The organism is Providencia sp. PROV061, assembly GCF_011045655.1.
In the GTDB taxonomy this organism is placed as follows: domain Bacteria; phylum Pseudomonadota; class Gammaproteobacteria; order Enterobacterales; family Enterobacteriaceae; genus Providencia; species Providencia hangzhouensis.
Genome location: NZ_CP042861.1, coordinates 286,502 through 304,859 on the forward strand (window position 1 = coordinate 286,502; position 18,358 = coordinate 304,859).

Annotated in this window: 18 protein-coding genes; 4 read left to right on the forward strand and 14 right to left on the reverse strand. The window is 39.7% G+C overall.

The features are described from left to right. Nucleotides 1-529 precede the first annotated feature (529 nt). The 11 genes from FVA72_RS01345 to glnA all read right to left on the reverse strand — a co-directional run bounded on the left by FVA72_RS01345 (nucleotide 530) and on the right by glnA (nucleotide 11,804). On the reverse strand, nucleotides 530-850 hold the full coding sequence (locus FVA72_RS01345; RefSeq protein WP_096863545.1) for a helix-turn-helix domain-containing protein: 321 nt from the start codon (nucleotides 848-850) through the stop codon (nucleotides 530-532). A 30-nt stretch (nucleotides 851-880) separates the two neighbouring features. Beyond that, nucleotides 881-1,159 carry a helix-turn-helix domain-containing protein gene (locus FVA72_RS01350; RefSeq protein WP_110592680.1) on the reverse strand — a complete coding sequence of 93 codons (279 nt, stop codon included), beginning with the start codon at nucleotides 1,157-1,159 and terminating at the stop codon, nucleotides 881-883. A gap of 153 nt (nucleotides 1,160-1,312) precedes the next feature. Continuing rightward, nucleotides 1,313-1,810 (reverse strand): fimbrial protein, encoded by a 498-nt coding sequence (locus tag FVA72_RS01355; RefSeq protein ID WP_094960814.1) that lies wholly within the window; start codon nucleotides 1,808-1,810, stop codon nucleotides 1,313-1,315. A gap of 15 nt (nucleotides 1,811-1,825) precedes the next feature. Next, the gene (locus FVA72_RS01360; protein WP_036958600.1) at nucleotides 1,826-2,341 is read right to left on the reverse strand and encodes a fimbrial protein; all 516 of its coding nucleotides are present in this window, start codon (nucleotides 2,339-2,341) and stop codon (nucleotides 1,826-1,828) included. A gap of 10 nt (nucleotides 2,342-2,351) precedes the next feature. After that, nucleotides 2,352-3,161, reverse strand: coding sequence for a fimbrial protein (locus FVA72_RS01365; protein ID WP_232062922.1), 810 nt, complete (start codon nucleotides 3,159-3,161; stop codon nucleotides 2,352-2,354). A gap of 188 nt (nucleotides 3,162-3,349) precedes the next feature. Beyond that, nucleotides 3,350-5,872 (reverse strand): fimbria/pilus outer membrane usher protein, encoded by a 2,523-nt coding sequence (locus FVA72_RS01370; RefSeq protein WP_110592679.1) that lies wholly within the window; start codon nucleotides 5,870-5,872, stop codon nucleotides 3,350-3,352. 25 nt (nucleotides 5,873-5,897) lie between these two features. Continuing rightward, the gene (locus FVA72_RS01375) at nucleotides 5,898-6,566 is read right to left on the reverse strand and encodes a fimbrial biogenesis chaperone (RefSeq protein WP_110592835.1); all 669 of its coding nucleotides are present in this window, start codon (nucleotides 6,564-6,566) and stop codon (nucleotides 5,898-5,900) included. Nucleotides 6,567-6,623: 57 nt separating this feature from the next. Next, on the reverse strand, nucleotides 6,624-7,154 hold the full coding sequence (locus FVA72_RS01380; RefSeq protein ID WP_110592678.1) for a fimbrial protein: 531 nt from the start codon (nucleotides 7,152-7,154) through the stop codon (nucleotides 6,624-6,626). A gap of 552 nt (nucleotides 7,155-7,706) precedes the next feature. Then, entirely contained in the window at nucleotides 7,707-9,179 is a 1,473-nt protein-coding gene (gene glnG / locus FVA72_RS01385) for a nitrogen regulation protein NR(I) (protein WP_094960810.1), read from the reverse strand. Nucleotides 9,180-9,188: 9 nt separating this feature from the next. Beyond that, nucleotides 9,189-10,238, reverse strand: coding sequence for a nitrogen regulation protein NR(II) (gene glnL, locus FVA72_RS01390; protein WP_004262719.1), 1,050 nt, complete (start codon nucleotides 10,236-10,238; stop codon nucleotides 9,189-9,191). A 156-nt stretch (nucleotides 10,239-10,394) separates the two neighbouring features. Then, nucleotides 10,395-11,804 (reverse strand): glutamate--ammonia ligase, encoded by a 1,410-nt coding sequence (gene glnA, locus FVA72_RS01395; RefSeq protein WP_004266097.1) that lies wholly within the window; start codon nucleotides 11,802-11,804, stop codon nucleotides 10,395-10,397. Nucleotides 11,805-12,247: 443 nt separating this feature from the next. On the opposite strand from glnA, the gene FVA72_RS01400 reads away from it, so the two are divergent. Then, complete coding sequence (locus tag FVA72_RS01400; protein ID WP_004262712.1) at nucleotides 12,248-12,529, forward strand: colicin Z C-terminal domain-related protein; 282 nt, start codon at nucleotides 12,248-12,250, stop codon at nucleotides 12,527-12,529. A 25-nt stretch (nucleotides 12,530-12,554) separates the two neighbouring features. Here FVA72_RS01400 and FVA72_RS01405 read toward each other — a convergent pair whose 3' ends face one another. Beyond that, nucleotides 12,555-13,016: a hypothetical protein gene (locus FVA72_RS01405; RefSeq protein WP_110592677.1), complete on the reverse strand. Its 462-nt coding sequence runs from the start codon at nucleotides 13,014-13,016 to the stop codon at nucleotides 12,555-12,557. 82 nt (nucleotides 13,017-13,098) lie between these two features. After that, complete coding sequence (locus FVA72_RS21615) at nucleotides 13,099-13,950, reverse strand: PadR family transcriptional regulator (RefSeq protein WP_243154729.1); 852 nt, start codon at nucleotides 13,948-13,950, stop codon at nucleotides 13,099-13,101. A 433-nt stretch (nucleotides 13,951-14,383) separates the two neighbouring features. Here FVA72_RS21615 and typA point away from each other — a divergent pair, with 433 nt between their 5' ends. Then, a complete protein-coding gene (gene typA / locus FVA72_RS01415) occupies nucleotides 14,384-16,207 on the forward strand; it encodes a ribosome-dependent GTPase TypA (protein WP_004262702.1) in 1,824 nt (607 codons plus the stop codon). A gap of 81 nt (nucleotides 16,208-16,288) precedes the next feature. Here typA and FVA72_RS01420 read toward each other — a convergent pair whose 3' ends face one another. Next, nucleotides 16,289-16,891, reverse strand: coding sequence for a hypothetical protein (locus tag FVA72_RS01420; RefSeq protein ID WP_004262700.1), 603 nt, complete (start codon nucleotides 16,889-16,891; stop codon nucleotides 16,289-16,291). Nucleotides 16,892-17,242: 351 nt separating this feature from the next. On the opposite strand from FVA72_RS01420, the gene yihX reads away from it, so the two are divergent. Both yihX and dtd read left to right on the forward strand, forming a co-directional pair. Then, nucleotides 17,243-17,857, forward strand: a complete 615-nt coding sequence (gene yihX, locus FVA72_RS01425) for a glucose-1-phosphatase (RefSeq protein WP_094960806.1) — start codon at nucleotides 17,243-17,245, stop codon at nucleotides 17,855-17,857. A gap of 61 nt (nucleotides 17,858-17,918) precedes the next feature. Beyond that, the gene (dtd, locus tag FVA72_RS01430; RefSeq protein ID WP_004262693.1) at nucleotides 17,919-18,356 is read left to right on the forward strand and encodes a D-aminoacyl-tRNA deacylase; all 438 of its coding nucleotides are present in this window, start codon (nucleotides 17,919-17,921) and stop codon (nucleotides 18,354-18,356) included. The last annotated feature ends 2 nt before the right edge of the window (nucleotides 18,357-18,358 follow it).

Consider the following 18,358-nt stretch of genomic DNA (forward strand, 5'->3'; position numbering starts at 1 on the left):
TTAATTTTTTTAATTAAGTTAACACATTATAAGAGAAGAATTGATACACTATATTGAGCTAAGTTAAATATAATTTTTTTTGATTTTTTCACTAAAGTTAAATAACGATATAAAACTAAGAATAATTATAAGGAGGGATATAAGTTTAATTTATCTCTCATATGGTGATAATTTGGGGTTATAAGGTTTTGACTTATTAGACCACATACAGTGGATGTTGTATTTTTACTATCGAAAAATGAAATAATAGTATAGTTATCGGATTTAGCAGGTCTAAATGTGCTATTTATTTGGTTTTTTATAGAGAAAATGGTGTTGCCATTCAGTAAATGAATAAAAATAGGGGTAACTTTGGTTTTAAGGAAACATTAAATGACTATCAAAATGTTCTTATTAAATTCAATTAAGTAGCCTTAATTTTAATTCGCTATGTTAAGGCTACGTGAGAGATTTCTTACTTATAGATACCTTTAGCTATAGTTGTCATGACTATAAATTTCCTATAAATAAATTTAGTTTTGTATTAACGCTATTTGTATAAATTGAAATTATGTTCTGGTGATAATAGGCTTTCTGCTTGCAATATTTTTTTTCTATTCTGTTTATTACTCATTATGTTAACTGGTAGTGGGGTAGCAAAGTCAACAATTAACTCTTGAATATCAAGGTCGAGTATTTCGGAAATAGAATATAACGTATCAACATGAATTCGGATTTCGCCTAATTCATGGCGAGATTGATGCTGCTGACTAATTCCAAGTAATGTGCTGAGTTGCTGAATACTCATGTTTTGGTCTTTTCTTAGTGTGCGGATCCGCGCTCCGACAATTTTAGAGGTGTTTTTTTTCATACAGTATCCAATAATGATTAAGTAAAAATACTATAAAGAAAATGATTTTTTAATTTCATAACCATTTTTAATTTTTGTTTTTTCATCGTCACTAAACGAAAAAAAGTAACTAATGTTAATATCAAAATAGTTGGAATATTGTTTTAGTCTATCTACCGATATTCGGTTATTTCCCCGTTCATAACGTAGTTGCTGTTGCTCACTAATTCCAACAGTCTTAGCGAGAGTAATAAGAGAGAGTCCTTTATTTTTACGCAATGACTTTATTTTATTACCAATAACCGCAGAGACAGGGTAATAATTGCTCATTATTCAACCTCATTGATTTTTTATTCTTAATAAGTAAAAGAATGCCTTGTACCTTCAAGATACATCTATCAGGTACTATGGTTTTTATCTTGATTTAAATCACACGTATACAGTTTTTATTTGGATATTAGTTAATATAATAGCCAGACCTTGTTAATGATAAACAAATGTAAAATCAAGGTGGCTATTAAATGAACCACTTGTCATACCTGAGCCATAGCCTGCCATTCTCGCTGATAGCGGAATATCAACTTTGCGGGTTTGTTCATTAACGGGCACCGTAATTTTTTCACCATTTTTTATCGTGGTTTTATTTGCATGGTGAGCTAAGTTTAATGCGACATTTTTAGCACTACCGGTGTTGATAAAATAATCCGTTGTGGTTGAATCTGGGGTGCCTTTAATTTCCATAATGGCTTCCTTGGTACCCATAGGGCAATTTTTCAATTTAATTGAGAAATCAACCCACGGTGAAGTTTGTGTATCCCGAATATTCCAAACATTCACTTTTTTCAGGTCAATGACATGATTGATGGTTTCTAATTCACAGGGCATAACTGCGACATAACCATGTACATTGATATTAATTTGCTGGTCTGTTGCCAATACGGGGCTGGAAGCAAGACAGAATAACAGCACTATTTTCTTCATATTATATGCTCCGGTTTATAAATAGGTGATGGTGGCGGTAATATTGGCTGAAATAGAGCCAGCCACGACATTACCTGCCATGCTAACAGCCCGCGTACGCAGTGGAATAGCGACATCAGATTGCCCATTTAAGGGCACTTGTAATATTTTTTGATTACCTAACGGTGTGGCACCATCACCGCTTTGTAATTGCACAGCTATATTTTGAGCAGTACCTAGGTTTTTATATAAGCTAGTCGTATCAGCTGTGTCCGCAGTGCCTGCAAATGTCAGTTTGATTTGATTGATAAATGACGAACAATTATTTAAATGAATATCAAAATTTCTCCAGTCGGACCCTGTCTGCGCGCCACTAAATATATCAATAGGTAAACGTTTTAAGTCAATATCAATATTGTTGCCGCCAGAGATATTACAGGTAGCGGCTTTGATATTGCCTGTAAAGTTAACGGTAATATTTGACGCTGCAAATGAATGAGATGACATCGCAAGTAAATTAATCGATAAAATAGTGAATAATATTTTCTTCATACGGTTATTCCTATTCATAGAGCACATTAATTGTCACGGTGCCATTAGCGGATCCGGGTGTCACTTTATCGGCAGTTTTAATGTAGCGCGCTTTCCAACCAAAGATATGCTCGCCTGCTGCGACGTTACTTTTTATTGTTTGCTTGCTACCTAAAGGAATGGGGTTTTTATTTGCATCAACAAGCTGTATGGCGATCCCTGTCGCTTTATCTGTACCCGATAAGCCTATGTGCCCCTGAGATGCATTAATAACACCACTGGTACCGACTACTGTTGCTTTTATATTGGTGCCCGCTAAGCAGTTTAAGGTAATTGGAATGTCAACTTCGCTACTGGTGCTGCCAACAGTAGGAAATTGAGTATCATACCAATCACCTAAGTTAATGGTAGGAACAGTATTTTTTAAAGTACAACTGAGAACTACAATTTTAAAATTCACAGGTACTCTTAGTGTTGAAAATGACCATCGGCTATAACTAGGTAGCGAGTTCGTTTGGTAGAGTTCTGCAAGGTTGCCTGACTTTAGGTCGCCTGATTGAATTACCCGGCCATCCTTTCTTAAACGTACCGCCCAACTGATTCCTCCTGGAGAGGCCCAAGCTAAGTATGCTTTGTTATAAGGAAGGCTTCTTTTCCAGTTAAATGCTGAATTGATTCCTGCCGCGGGTATTGAAATATGTATACTTACCCTAGCAATATTCGTGTTTGCATAACCATCGGTGCCTTGACTCCAGCCATTAGAATATTGCCCGTATATCGTGCTATAACCGCATTGATCTCCATTAGATGTCGTTGCATTAGCCGCACTTCCCATCGACATGACCTTATGATATATCTCTTTTGTACTATCATCATCATACTGAAGGTAAATCGTCTCGGAAGGTAGAGTAGTAATACGATTCTTGAATTGAGGATTTTGATTGCAGGCTGCACTTACATACCCGGTATATAAACATCCCACCGCTAATACAGAGTTGACTATTAATTTTTTCATTATCGATTTCCCTCTTATCGGCATACCGCAGTAGTTTTATATAACCCCATATAATCCGAAACACCGGCTAAGTTATAATTAACCTGACACTGTTGTTTCTCGTTATATTGAATAATAAAGTTCCCACTCTCAGTTAAACCGGATAAATAAACTTCGCCATCATTACCCACTAGATTATTTAATTGTGGGTTATCTTTAAATATGGCTTGTGCGCCGAATGGTACGGGTTTCCCATCTGCAAAATTCAATACCATAATGGCGCGATAACCGACATTGGCAGTGAAACTGGATTTCACTAGCGCTCCACGGCTTGGGGAGACCGACTGGCTAGTGAGTTCCATTTCCGTGTTGTCAGGTAACGCCGAAGTATCAATATCGATGGTATTTTTACGGTAGGCTGTCACGTATGGCACTAACGCATAACCTTGGTTATTGGTCACTACACCAGCTTGGTTTAGTATTGGTACACCTCCTGCATCGGGCACTTCTACCAATGCGGCGGTTTCACCTAATTGTTGCCCTAACACTAACCCGCCCGCGTGGGCGACAAGGCTACCGTTAGTTCCGTAGTACAGGTTATAGCTATCTTTGCTATAGCTTGCACCACCAGAAATTTCACCATACCTGCCTTTATAGGTGGAGTTCGCATTACCAGAACTGCCTTGCCCCTGATCGGCTAAACTTTGTTGCATGCTCCAATTTAAACGGTTGTTCAGGTGAGATGCTGATACACCGATGCTACTCGAACTGGAGTCTCGGCTACTGTGGTTACTGGCAAAGTTAATGTAGGCGGTATCTTCAAACAAACTGAACGGGATATTGACCGAAAAGGTAAATAAGTGGTCTTCATCACTGTATTTTTTTGCCCCAGCACTCTGCGAATAGCTGCTGGTATTCTTGTTATAGGTGTAATTCAGCCCGTAACTGATTCCTTGCCAGCTATTGTTATAGCCAAGGGTTGCTGACTGTGTTTTGCGGTCACTATTCCAATAATCTTCATTAACATAACCCATTGAAATAGAACCGTAAGTATCCCCTAGGTTTTGGCTGAGGATGATTTCACCGCGATTACGGCGGCGTTCGATTTCAGGAGTGTAAGTGGTATCACGGAAGGTATCAAACACCTCGGATAAACTGTAATATCCTTGGGTCGAATAGCGGTAACCTGCCAAAGCAATATTGGTGCCGATATCATTGAGGTTTTTGTTATATCTAAAGCGGTAAGACTGACCACGTTCTTTGCTGTCATCACGCATTTTGGCGTGAGATTGGGTAATATCAATAGACAGCGCCCCGAAGCGCCCCAAGTTTTGCCCAGCACCTATCGAATAAGATTGGTATTTTTCACTGAACTGACTTCCTCCGAACATAGTGATGCCATAGGGTAAACCGTATACCAAAGTGAACTGACCAAATTTGGTTTTATCTACATGGCTATCATATGAGCGGTATTCACCTGCGGTGGTGCTATAAGATAAATAACCCTCACGTTGCAGCACGGGGAGTGAGGCAAAGGGTACAATTTGCACCTGTTCGCTGCCGTTCGACTCTTTTATCGTCACATGTAAGTCACCGCTGCTGCCGGTTGGATAGAGGTCAGTGATTTCAAAGGGGCCTGCTGCCACATCGGTTTGGTAGATGGTGTAACCGTTTTGGCGAATGGTAACCTGTGCGTTGCTGCGAGCTATCCCGCGCACGACTGGCGCATAGCCACGCAGACTTTCAGGGTACATATCATCATCGGTGGCGAGCTGAGCCCCACGAAACGGTACACTGTCAAATACGTCTGACGGAGATACGCTGTCTCCCAAGGTTAGTTGGCTTTTTATGCGGTTGATCCCACGGGAGGCGTAAGTATAAATAGTATCCCATTTATTGGGCTGCCCTGTGCTGTTGGACCACGTGGTATAGTTGCGCAGACGCCATGCCCCAATATTTAAGCCGGGGCGTAAATTGACGTAGTTTGAGGTGGTGTCTTCTCCACCTTTACGATCGGTATTTTTAGAACCGCTATAGCTGTAATTCAGTAATAGGGCGGTAATACCGTTATCGATATCTGCAAGGTCAACATAACCTCTCGGGTTTTTCGCCAGCGCGATTTGCGGAATACTGAGGTATAACCGTTGTGAATCAAATTCAAACTGGCTTGTTGCGTCAGGAATGATTGCTAAATTGACGCAGCCTGTTTGGCTATTTTGTAGCTCAGGATAATCTGCAATTTTAATATCAAAGCTTTTTAAATCATCCAAAGTTAAGCAAGGAACCAGTTTGTTCTCAGTATTTTTATCAAACTTTAAACTTTTTGCCCCGATTAAGTTGGTATTGACATAAATATCAACATAGTAATTACCAGCCAATTGTTGGTTATTTTCAAATTGGCTTAAATCGACAGCATCTTTATTAGGCAACTCTAAGAAATCAGGGTCAAAATAGATATTTCCCTCTGTTGTATTATTGCCGATGGCATTTTCAGCGTATAAAGGTACCGTATAGCCTAAATAAATAAGTAGGCTAAAGCATATTTTATTTATTCTCATTTTAACAACCTAAATCAATTTTGGGCTATATTTTCGCTTCAGCCAGTTCAGATGCAGAGCCGTAGTCATTAATGACTTCCCATTTCACCGTGCCATGATTCGCAGTATCGTTAATCTCAAAAGAAGTGTTAGAAAACGGTGCAGCATAAGAGACGTCATTCACCTTTTTACCGTTAAAGGTTATGCTTTGGAAATTCATAAAATACGGTGTTGGGTTTTTTACTGTAATCATATTGCCTGTTTTTGACCAAGTTAATTTTTTTTGTTCTTCAACAAAATCAACATTTTTAATTGCAGAAGGACGATAAATTAATTTCATTTGCGTTTTAAAGGCAATCTGCAATGAATTTTCTGTTCGCTCCGTTGCTGGGATTGTTTTTATATTTAGCCAAAATAATGATTCTTTATCTTTCGGTAAGGTATTCTCTGTTAAAAATATTCTTAGCGCATTGGTTTTATCTGAGTTTAATCTAAATAATGGTGGTGTAATGGTAAATGCGGATTGCTTATTTTCATCAATGCCATCAATCCATGATTGAATTAAATAAGGGATTTTATCAGGGTTTTCGACACTAATACTGACATCCTTATTTCCCTCATGATAAATAACACGAGTGCCGCCAATAATAACGCCTGCATGGGCTAAATTAATCAATAAAAATGAAGAAATAAAAAAATAAACTAAGCGTTTCATATTAGTACCATTGAATAGAGGAATAAGGTTTAAATCCATTTAAACCCTAAAAGCCTATTAGTTATAATTGATAGTGAAGGTTGCGGTTGAGTTTGCTTGACCAACGCCAACGCTATCAGACATTGCAATATAACGAGCGGTAAAATCTAAATTATTTACTGTCTTTTCTTTTAATGCATACGCGCTAGATTCAGTAAATAGCGGAACGGTTGTTCCTGTGACGTCCTGAATTTGAATACCAACGTTTTGTGCTGTTGTCGCAGCAGTAGGGTCGGTTAACTGGAGTACACTGCTGTCGCCTGCGTAACTGGTGGCATCAAATTTAACCGTTGCGCTAGTCACGGTTTGCGGGCAGTTTTCTAATTTGATGGTAAATTTAGTCGCTGCTGCCGTGCTACCCGTACTAGGTAATGCCGTTTTAGAGATTTTCCCTAAGTTTACGGTAAATGCATCAGAACCGGTTGCAAACTGACAAGCCTGATCGGTAATTTCACCTGTAAAATCTATCGTTCCATCAGCAGCTAATGCATTATTAATGGCAAAAATAGACGATGCCGCAATTAAATAGGCAAAGACATTCTTTTTCATTTTTTACTCTCCAAGAGGATATTTATATGATGAGGTTGAGTTAGTGAATATATTTAGTTACTCAACTGGTGAGTATTTTGGCTTTTATTTTAAAAATAAACAATATGAGAGTAATTTAGGTTTAATGCCCTTTTTTAATATCGTTTTTATATCTTGAGTTTGATATTCACATTATAGGTTGGAGATTATTTTTGGATATTTTAAGAAATGCTGTTTTTCTAAGGTGATAAATTTTAGAGTGGAATTAAATAAAGATTAAATAATTAAATTAATTTTAAACTGGTGTTTTTTATTGTTACTTAACTCATGATGTGTTTTGATGGCATTTAATATTATTATAGTGCTTTAATTTTTTCATTTTAAAACAAAAAGCAGTCTAAAATGTATCGTAGTAAAAGTATCATCTAAAACCAATTATCATTAATGATGATTTATTTAACGTTTAAATATCTTTTTTGATGTGAATGGGTATGGAGTTATTGAATGTTAAGATAAGTATGAAGTAATAAATTACTTCGTACATTATCTTAATATGATGGTGAATATTTGAAGCTATTCAATTCCTAATTCTTTTAATTTGCGAGTTAACGTATTTCTTCCCCAGCCTAATAAACGGGCAGCTTCTTGCTTATGGCCATTGGTGTATTTTAACGCGCAATTTAGCATGGTACGCTCAAGTAAGGGGATGGTTTGAGAAAAAAGGTCTTCTTTACCGTCCATTAATGCGTTATCAGTCCACTCTTCAAGTAATTCAAACCACTGAGCTGCAGAAATAGGATTTTGTGATGACAATGATTGTGTTGGCATGGAATCAGCTTGCGAGGATTTTACCACTGCATTTTGTTGTGGGTGCTCTTCAAGTAAATCATCGGGCAAATCTTGCGGTAAAATTTCTTGGCTTGCTGCCATCACGGTTAACCAACGGCAGACATTCTCCAATTGGCGAACGTTACCTGACCAATAATAGCGCTGAAGAATTTTTTCGCTGTCAGGGTGGAGAACTTTAGCTTCGACACCGAGTTCTTTTGCCGTATTTTGTAGAAAATAATCGGCGAGACGTGGGATATCTTCAGTGCGTTCACGTAGCGGTGGTAATTGTACTCGAATGACATTTAACCGGTGAAATAAGTCTTCGCGAAATAAGCCTTCTTTAACTCGTTTTTCAAGATCTTGGTGGGTCGCTGCAATAATCCGTACATCCACATTGACTGGGGTATAACCCCCAATACGATAGAATTGGCCTTCAGCCAGAACACGTAACAAGCGAGTTTGTACATCAAGGGGCATATCGCCGATTTCATCTAAAAACAATGACCCATGGTTAGCTTGTTCAAATCGGCCCTGACGTACTTGGGTCGCCCCAGTAAATGCGCCTTTTTCGTGGCCAAATAGCTCAGATTCAATTAAGTCTTTGGGAATAGCCGCCATATTTAATGCAATAAAAGGGGCGTCGGCACGAGGGCTGTGTTGATGTAACGCGTGGGCAACCAGCTCTTTTCCCGTTCCTGATTCGCCATTAATAAGCACACTAATTGATGAGCGTGATAAACGGCCAATAATGCGATAAACCTCTTGCATCGCTGGTGCTTCCCCGATCATGGTCGAAGAGACTGTAGGGGCAGGCTGCTTAGCTTCACGGCTAGTATGGTTTTGTTCACGGCTATGATTCAGAGCACGTTCGACTAATGCGACGGTTTCATCAATATCGAAAGGCTTTGGTAAGTAATCAAATGCCCCTGATTGGTAGGCATTTACGGCAGCATCAAGGTCAGAGTGTGCTGTCATAATAATAATCGGCAGAAGCGGGTGTGATTGCTTGATGGTATTCAGAAGCTCAATACCATTTGTGCCTGGCATACGGATATCAGATAACAACACATCAGGGAGTGAATTTTCTAATGCGGCGAGTACAGCATCCGCACTGTCAAAGCAGGTGCAAGCGAATTTTGCATTATCTAATGCACGCTCAAGTACCCAACGGATGGAACTATCATCATCAACCACCCAAATTTTTCCCTGCGTCATGGTTATCTCCTATTTCTTAATTGGTAGATAAATGGAAAACTCAGTGTGGCCTGGCCAACTGGTAAATTCGATTTTTCCTGCGTGTTGGTCAACTAAACTGCGAGCAATCGATAGGCCAAGCCCTGTGCCATCAGGCCGTCCGCTCACCATGGGATAAAATAATGTATCCTGAATTGCCAATGGAATACCCGGACCGTTATCTTCAATATCAATACGTGCAGCTAATCGATAACGTTCACCTTGTAGTGTGACTTGAAAAGCCGTTCGTGTACGCAAAGTGATATAGCCTCCCGTTTCGGCGAGAGCTTGCAATGCATTTCGGGTGATATTTAGCAGCACTTGCTCGATTTGGTCTGGGTAATACTCTAATTCGGGCAGGCTTGGGTCATAGTCACGAATTAGTGTCACATTATCGGGCTTTTCTAATGACACCAACCGCGTTACATTTTCCATAATATGATGAATACTTTGCTGTGTTTTCGGCCCCGGATATTGAGGGCCAAGTAGCCGATCAACCAGTGCTCGCAAGCGGTCGGCCTGTTCGATAATCACTTGAGTATATTCATTTAATTGTGGGTCAGGCAACGCTTTAGATAGCAATTGCGCAGCGCCTCGCAAACCTCCGAGAGGGTTTTTGATTTCGTGAGCAAGTCCACGGATCAGTTCGCGGGCAGCCAATTGCTGGGCATTCTGTGCGAGTTCTTGGCTCAAACGCCGTTGGCTATCTAATTGTGAAAGCTCAACTAAAATAAATTGCTCTGAAAAAGGCTGTGCACTGAACGACATCACGTGGGAATGGTTGTTAAATACTAAGGTGACTTCGTTCTCGGTAAAACTATGGCCATCTTTTAAGCTATTGAGCATGAGTTCATCATTGAGCGAACAATAACTGAATAATAGTGGCAGTGGCGTACCGTATAGCTTGCGCTGGCTTTGGGTTAAGATCTGGAGTGCAGCATGGTTGGCGTAATGGATAACCAAGTCGTAATCCAAAATTAGCACGCTATTAATGAGTGAGTCGAGAATATGTTCCGGTGCTGGCAAATGTTCGGTTTTCATGTAATGTTGCTCCTGCACTATTTTGGTGCATTATACCTGATAGACCAAACAACCGATATTTGATTTTTGTTGCGTAAATACGTTAGAGATAAAAGGCCCCATCAAAAGATGGGGCAAGTGCTTCACGGCAACAAAGACTAACAGTGGAACGGCGTGTTACACACTGTAGTACATTTCAAATTCGAGAGGGTGTGGCGCCATACGAACACGTTGGATGTCGGCACGGGTTAATTCGATATATGCATCGATAGCATCATTAGTGAATACGCCACCACGGGTTAAGAATTCACGGTCTTTATCTAATTCCGCTAATGCTTCGTCTAAAGAGCCAGAAACTGTTGGAATTTCTTTGGCTTCTTCTGGTGGTAAATCATATAAATTTTTGTCCATCGCATCACCAGGGTGGATCTTGTTAATGATGCCATCAAGGCCTGCCATTAACTGAGCCGCAAACGCTAAATATGGGTTAGCTGCTGGGTCTGGGAAGCGAACTTCAATACGGCGTGCTTTAGTACTCGCAACGACTGGAATACGAATCGAAGCAGAGCGGTTACGTGCAGAATATGCCAACATTACAGGTGCTTCAAAGCCCGGAACTAAGCGTTTGTATGAGTTAGTTGTTGGGTTAGTAAATGCGTTCAGTGCACGTGCATGTTTAATAATACCACCGATGTAGTACAGCGCCATTTCGGATAAACCGCCATATTTGTCACCTGCAAACAGGTTAACGCCACCTTTAGATAAAGACATATGGCAGTGCATACCAGAGCCGTTATCGCCCACTAAAGGTTTAGGCATAAAGGTGGCTGTTTTACCGTAGGCATGTGCAACATTGTGAACAACATATTTATAAATTTGAGTTTCATCCGCTTTTTTCGTCATAGTATTAAAGCGGGTCGCAACCTCGTTTTGGCCAGCTGTCGCCACTTCATGGTGGTGAGCTTCAACAACTAAGCCCATCTCTTCCATTGTGGTACACATGGCTGAACGTAGGTCTTGTGATGAATCAACCGGTGGAACTGGGAAATAACCGCCTTTTACTGCAGGGCGATGGCCTTTATTACCACCTTCGTATTTGGTTCCCGTATTCCATGCCGCTTCGATATCATCGATATGGTAGTAACTACCATGCATGTTGTTGCCAAAACGAATGTCATCAAAAACGAAAAATTCAGGTTCTGGCCCAAAGAGAACGATATCGGCAATTCCACTTGAGCGCAGAAAATCTTCCGCACGTTTTGAAATTGAACGTGGGTCTCTGTCATAACCTTGCATTGTGCCCGGCTCTAAAATATCGCAGCGGATGATCAAGGTGATATCTGCAAAGAACGGGTCTAACATTGCAGTAGATGCATCTGGCATTAATACCATGTCTGACTCATTGATGCCTTTCCAGCCACCAATAGATGAACCATCAAACATCTGGCCTTCTTCAAAGAAGTCTTCGTCAACTTGATGAGCAGGGATAGTGATGTGTTGCTCTTTACCTTTAGTGTCGGTAAAACGCAGATCAATAAATCTAACATTGTGCTCTTTAATTAACGATAAAACATGTTCAGCGGACATCTCGGCTCTCCTGGTCGGGTCTAATCAACAAATCACAGGCTATCATATTGATAATATGTTTGTTGTTTGTCTGGCGTGTTAGTCATATATAAATAGGTAGCACGCGCTCTATAAATAGATAAGCGAAAAGCGTGCCAACTTTTTAATCATAGTAAATACTGATTGTTACGAAGGAATGTCAATCGATTGAGTTAAAAACAGGCATGAATTGCACCGTTTTGGTGCTTCTTGTTGGGTGTTTGCACTATTTTGGTGCTAATTTAAACGCGGATCATTTATGTCATGCATTCATAATAAATGTAATATTTTATGTTCTTTGCTTATGTCAGTATTAATAAAGATATATTTGAGCAACATTTAGAGTTGAATCTAAATATATTTTTTGCACTTTACATAATACTCATGTGAAAAAGTGACGACATAGTTAATGGGGGAATAAATATATGGCAAGATCTCAAGGTTGGGCACCACCACTAGTATGGGGACCGTGGGTTAATCTCCATACGCACGTAGGGAATAGCGCTTATACTGTTTCATTTAATGCAGTATCAAGTCTGCAATCAACATTTGATGCTGAAATACAATATGTAACCAATTCAGGTGATAGAACCATTCACACTATGGGGCCAGGCTCATATAGAATTAATGGAAATAATGGGGCAGGACAAGACCGAATTAGGTTTAAGAGCCATCCAGTCGGGCTGACGATAGAGGTCAGGTACTAAATATAAAAGTTGCTTCATGCTAACTTTAATTATTCATCAAAGATTTAAATAAATCTAAATTAGATTGATTATTTAGATTTTGATAAAAACCATCATCTAATGAATGGATGTTTCCTAAATGAATATCTTTTTGAATAAGAACGTTGTTAAAATAAACATTCATTTTTTCATTTTTATTTTTTGTTAGAAACTCATATAATTTAGGTCGGCAATTATTTGTATTGCTAAGCGTTATAAAAACAGTATGTTCATTATTTTTTGATTCATCCTGATATGATTCGATACACTCTTTATCTAATTGAAAAGATGAATTATTTGTAGAGTAAGATAAAATGTTATCGCTTTTAATTTTGCAACTAATGAGCGATAGTCCCGTTATAATTGCGATAGATGAAACAAAAAAATTTTTTTTGAATTGTTCATAAATGTTATTATTATTCCAAAGGCTAAATTTTTTATAATATATACCATAAACAGAAAATTTCATGTTATTTATTCTGATGTGCGAGAGGAGTAGAACTCGTATATATAAAGAAAGCCCATATAACAAAGAATATGGGCCTCTTGCATTATTCATCATCGCTATTGGTTAATAACGTATTCACTTCTTCAATCTGTTTTACTGCATCATTGATGATTGAGGCAATTTGGCGAGTTTGCTCTTCATTTAGTTGTTTTAAAACCATTTTGTGACGTAATAAAGCTTTAAAGCGACTGACTGCCACCTCAATGTCTTCTGCTAAATTACTGCCTTGTTGCATATCACGTGCTTTTGCCAGCTTACGAGCAATAACCGCTTCAATTTCTTTATTTTGAGCTAGATGGGCAGAGCCTTCAGGTGTAATCGTAAAACTTTTGCGATTGCGTTCAACAATCTGAGACTCCAAGAAACCTTGTTCTTCAAGCAGTGTTAGCGTTGGGTAAATAACCCCCGGGCTAGGAACATACAAGCCATTTGAGGCTTCTTGAATATCTTTGATAATTTCGTAGCCATAGCTTGGTTTTTTAGCGACTAACGAGAGTACCATAATATGAAGATCGCCATGGTCGAATAAACGACGAAGGCCTTTACCTCTTCCACGGCCTCTTTGGTTGTCATCACCATGGCCTCGACCATGACGGCCTTCGCCGTGGCAGCGTTCACCGTGCCCATGACCATGACGGCCTTCGCCATGGCAGCGTTCACCGTGCCTATGACCATGACGGCCTTCGCCGTGGCAGCGTTCACCGTACCCATGACCATGACGGCCTTCGCCGTGGCAGCGTTCACCGTGCCCACGACCATGACGGTCTTCGTCGTGGCAGCATTCACCGCTTCCATGACCATGACGGCCTTCATCGTGGCAACATCCACCGCGGTGGCCATGTTGATTTTCATCATGGCGTGCATAATATACATGACGACAAGATTTAATTAGCATATAGTTACTCCTTAGTTTGTAACTTTAGATATATCGAATTTATTTTATGGTTTTACTATATTTAGATATATCTAATTAGTCAATTTAGATATATCTAAATAATGCAAAAAGATATTTAAACTGGCAGTTAAGAAAGAAAGTCTATTTTTTGTTCTTTTTTTGGGCTGCGAATATTAAGTTTTTAGCGTATTATTCTGTCACTTCGTGGTTTCGCAGAGATGATGCTCATTATTTTGTGAGGGAATCTGGCACTGTTACGCAACTGAATGTTTTTTCGCTAAAAACTTTTTATACAGTGATGGGTTTCACATTTATTCCACTTGTGCGGAAAAACGTGTAAAATAACAGCAAATTAACGTAGAAAGTATGCTTTGGGTGTGAATAACGGCTCAGTAAGCATATTCCTTTCCTGTCAATTAAACGGTAAAAATCCTTGTCAATTCAAAATTTAAGAAACATCGCCATCATCGCTCACGTTGACCATGGCAAGACCACACTGGTTGGTAAATTATTGCAGCAATCAGGCACGTTCGGTGAACGTGAAACTGTTGATGAGCGTGTTATGGACTCCAATGACTTGGAGAAAGAGCGTGGTATTACTATCCTTGCTAAAAATACCGCTATCCAATGGAATGGTTATCATATCAATATCGTAGACACCCCAGGTCACGCCGATTTCGGTGGTGAGGTTGAGCGCGTTATGTCTATGGTTGACTGCGTACTGCTGGTTGTTGATGCGATGGATGGCCCAATGCCACAAACTCGTTTCGTAACGCAAAAAGCGTTCGACCACGGTTTACGTCCTATTGTTGTTATCAATAAAGTTGACCGCCCAGGCGCACGCCCTGATTGGGTTGTTGACCAAGTATTCGACTTATTCGTGAACTTAGGTGCAACGGATGAGCAACTCGATTTCCCTATTGTTTATGCATCTGCATTAAACGGTATCGCAGGCCTTGACCACGAAAACATGGCTGAAGACATGACTCCACTGTATGAAGCGATTGTGGAACATGTTGCACCACCAGCAGTGGATATCGACGGTCCATTCCAAATGCAAGTTTCGCAATTGGATTACAACAGCTATTTAGGTGTTATCGGTATCGGCCGTATCAAACGTGGTGTTGTTAAGCCTAACCAACAAGTAACAGTTATCGATAGCGAAGGTAAAACTCGTAACGGTAAAATTGGTAAAGTTCTGACTCACTTAGGTTTAGAGCGTATTGATTCACAACAAGCTGAAGCGGGTGATATCGTTGCTCTGACAGGTTTAGGTGAACTGAACATTTCTGACACCATTTGCCAAGTCGGTAGCGTTGAAGCATTGCCTGCGTTAGCGGTTGATGAGCCAACAGTTAGCATGTTCTATTGTGTTAATACCTCACCATTCTGCGGTAAAGAAGGTAAGTTCGTGACTTCACGTCAGATCCTTGACCGCTTGAATAAAGAATTGGTTCACAACGTTGCACTGCGTGTTGAAGAAACTCAAGATCCAGACGCATTCCGTGTTTCTGGTCGTGGTGAGCTTCACTTATCTGTTCTGATTGAAAACATGCGTCGTGAAGGTTTCGAATTAGCAGTATCGCGTCCAAAAGTTATCATTCGTGAAATCGATGGCCGTAAACAAGAGCCATTCGAACAAGTGACTTTAGACGTTGAAGAACAGCACCAAGGCGACATCATGAAAGCTTTAGGTGAGCGTAAAGGTGACCTGCGCGACATGATGCCAGACGGTAAAGGCCGCGTACGTCTAGACTACGTGATCCCAAGCCGTGGTCTGATTGGCTTCCGTACTGAATTCATGACAATGACATCAGGTACTGGTTTACTGTATTCAACATTCAGTCATTACGATGATGTTCGCCCAGGCGAAATCGGCGGCCGCCAAAACGGTGTTCTGATCTCCAATGGTCAAGGTAAAGCAGTTGCTTATGCGCTATACAGCCTGCAAGACCGCGGTAAGCTGTTCTTAGGTCACGGTGCTGAAGTGTATGAAGGTCAAATCATCGGTATTCACTCACGTTCTAACGACTTAACCGTTAACTGCTTAACGGGTAAAAAACTGACTAACATGCGTGCGTCAGGTACTGATGAAGCAACAACACTGTCACCACCAATTAAAATGACTCTGGAACAAGCACTAGAGTTCATTGATGATGACGAGTTAGTTGAAGTGACTCCGCAGTCTATCCGTCTGCGTAAACGCCACTTGACTGAGAACGATCGCCGTCGTGCAAACCGTTCTAAAGAAGACTAATTATCGTTACGTGATGTTGTTGATTACGTCATTGTAGTTATCCAGTAAGGCGCCGAAAGGCGCCTTACTTATTTATAAGGTTTATAATGTCTTGTCTTTTTTCATAAAATACAGCGACGAAATAAACAGTCCGATAATTAAAGGGATTTCGTATAATTCTTCGATAAGGCTTTGTAGTTCAGAATGATATAGGAAAACTGAACTGAGAAATCTATGGTGTTCAACACTATCTGAAATCACAAAAGCGCACAGGGTCAGTAGTAGGCTCCAAAGTGGAATAGCTGTGTTTTTTAGGTGAAAAATAATACTTTTTCTTAATGAAGAAGCAAATAGCATCAAAACTAAACTGCCAATCAAGATGATAGAAATTAGCCTGAAGTAAGAGTGATCCAGATTAGGAAAAAATTCACGCCCCCAATTTATTCCTCTGCCAAATAATGTTACCCACCAGATAGTTGCCCACACCCAAAATAATTTCATTCCCTGATTTTTTTGCTGTAATGGTTTCATATAAAACCAAGTGAAAATGGCACTGATAATTAGAATAATAGATTGAAAATGTTCAATAATTTTTGTTGTAAGGTCGATATTAAAATCCAGAGGGATAGTATTAAATAATGGAATTAAAAATAAGCTTCCCCACAGAATAGCAATCGGCCAAGAGATTGTTTTATCTATTTTCATAGTATGACTTTTATATTTTAAGATTTATTTATTACTGATATCGGATAGATATCAGCTCACATTGCTTGTGGCATGGCTTGCTACGTAAAAACTATTATGCAAAAAGCGTATGGAGGGACTTAACATTTAGTATCAAAAACCGATAGTGCTGTGTGAAATAGCACCTTTGGGATAAAAAGTGTTTTCTCATTAATGGAACAAACCGTCCGGTTTGTTGTTCATTAATTGTGCTAAGTGTGGATTGCTTAATCGATAAATTGACAAAATAACGTGAATTATCACTAATTAGGGCTGTTCAGTTGCGTGAATAATGATTAAAGTAAATTTAGTGAATAACAATGAGGAAAATTTATGCTGTATATCTTCGATATGGGTAATGTGATTATTGATATCGACTTTAATCGTGTATTTGATAAATGGTCTGAACTCAGTGGTACACCAAGTGAAGAGATCAAATCACGGTTTACTTTTGGTAATATCTTTCAATTACATGAGTGTGGAAAAATTTCAGACATCGAGTTTGCTGAGCTGCTTTGTGAAGAAATGGACATCACTCTAAGCTTTGAAGACTTTGCTGAAGGCTGGCACGCTATTTTTATTTCGTTAAGACCTGAAGTCATTGATATTATGGAACGCCTGCGTGAGCAAGGGCACCGAGTGGTGGTTTTATCGAATACCAACCGTCTACATCTAGACTACTGGCCAGCACACTACCCAGAAATTGCAGCCTCCTCCGATTTCCTATATCTGTCCCAAGATTTAGGCATGCGTAAGCCTGATCCTGAAATCTACAAATATGTACTGCAATCAGAAGAGTTTGATGCTGCAGATGCTATTTTCTTTGATGATGTCGAAGAAAATGTAAAAGCCGCAGAAGCTCTTGGTATTCGTAGTATTCATGTTGTGGATAAAGACACCATTCCTGAATATTTCCGCACTTACGATTTTAGTGCAGAAGTTGAATAACATCCTGATTTTATAGTGGGGCAACGGCTAACGTTGCTCCATCTTTTTGTAAAGAGTCATCATGATTGCATTAATCCAGAGAGTCACTCATGCGAGTGTGGCTGTTGATCAGAAAATAGTAGGGCAAATAAATGCTGGGTTGTTGGTTTTGCTTGGCGTTGAAAAAGATGATGATGAGCAGAAAGCCAAACGTTTGTGTGAAAAAGTATTGGGCTACCGTATTTTTAGTGATGAACAAGGGAAAATGAATCTCAATGTTCAACAGGCGGGAGGCAGCCTTTTGGTTGTTTCTCAATTTACTTTAGCAGCTGACACTAAAAAAGGTATGCGGCCTAGCTTTTCAGGGGGAGCAGAGCCTGAAAGAGCAGATGCTTTGTACCAATACTTCGTTGAACAAAGCCGCCAACAAGGGGTTGAAACACAAACTGGTGAGTTTGCCGCTGACATGCAAGTGAATTTAACCAATGATGGCCCTGTTACCTTCTGGCTACAAGTGTGAGT

What these genes read in the sequence shown, in the direction of transcription:
- FVA72_RS01405 (WP_110592677.1), bottom strand. Translation starts at nt 13,016, where the DNA reads ATGAAATTTTCTGTTTATGGTATATATTATAAAAAATTTAGCCTTTGG.
- FVA72_RS01370 (WP_110592679.1), bottom strand. Translation starts at nt 5,872, where the DNA reads ATGAGAATAAATAAAATATGCTTTAGCCTACTTATTTATTTAGGCTAT.
- glnA (WP_004266097.1), bottom strand. Translation starts at nt 11,804, where the DNA reads ATGTCCGCTGAACATGTTTTATCGTTAATTAAAGAGCACAATGTTAGA.
- yihX (WP_094960806.1), top strand. Translation starts at nt 17,243, where the DNA reads ATGCTGTATATCTTCGATATGGGTAATGTGATTATTGATATCGACTTT.
- FVA72_RS01375 (WP_110592835.1), bottom strand. Translation starts at nt 6,566, where the DNA reads ATGAAACGCTTAGTTTATTTTTTTATTTCTTCATTTTTATTGATTAAT.
- FVA72_RS01355 (WP_094960814.1), bottom strand. Translation starts at nt 1,810, where the DNA reads ATGAAGAAAATAGTGCTGTTATTCTGTCTTGCTTCCAGCCCCGTATTG.
- FVA72_RS01345 (WP_096863545.1), bottom strand. Translation starts at nt 850, where the DNA reads ATGAAAAAAAACACCTCTAAAATTGTCGGAGCGCGGATCCGCACACTA.
- FVA72_RS01360 (WP_036958600.1), bottom strand. Translation starts at nt 2,341, where the DNA reads ATGAAGAAAATATTATTCACTATTTTATCGATTAATTTACTTGCGATG.
- FVA72_RS01350 (WP_110592680.1), bottom strand. Translation starts at nt 1,159, where the DNA reads ATGAGCAATTATTACCCTGTCTCTGCGGTTATTGGTAATAAAATAAAG.
- FVA72_RS01420 (WP_004262700.1), bottom strand. Translation starts at nt 16,891, where the DNA reads ATGAAAATAGATAAAACAATCTCTTGGCCGATTGCTATTCTGTGGGGA.
- glnG (WP_094960810.1), bottom strand. Translation starts at nt 9,179, where the DNA reads ATGACGCAGGGAAAAATTTGGGTGGTTGATGATGATAGTTCCATCCGT.
- dtd (WP_004262693.1), top strand. Translation starts at nt 17,919, where the DNA reads ATGATTGCATTAATCCAGAGAGTCACTCATGCGAGTGTGGCTGTTGAT.
- glnL (WP_004262719.1), bottom strand. Translation starts at nt 10,238, where the DNA reads ATGAAAACCGAACATTTGCCAGCACCGGAACATATTCTCGACTCACTC.
- FVA72_RS01380 (WP_110592678.1), bottom strand. Translation starts at nt 7,154, where the DNA reads ATGAAAAAGAATGTCTTTGCCTATTTAATTGCGGCATCGTCTATTTTT.
- FVA72_RS01365 (WP_232062922.1), bottom strand. Translation starts at nt 3,161, where the DNA reads ATGTCGATGGGAAGTGCGGCTAATGCAACGACATCTAATGGAGATCAA.
- FVA72_RS01400 (WP_004262712.1), top strand. Translation starts at nt 12,248, where the DNA reads ATGGCAAGATCTCAAGGTTGGGCACCACCACTAGTATGGGGACCGTGG.
- FVA72_RS21615 (WP_243154729.1), bottom strand. Translation starts at nt 13,950, where the DNA reads ATGCTAATTAAATCTTGTCGTCATGTATATTATGCACGCCATGATGAA.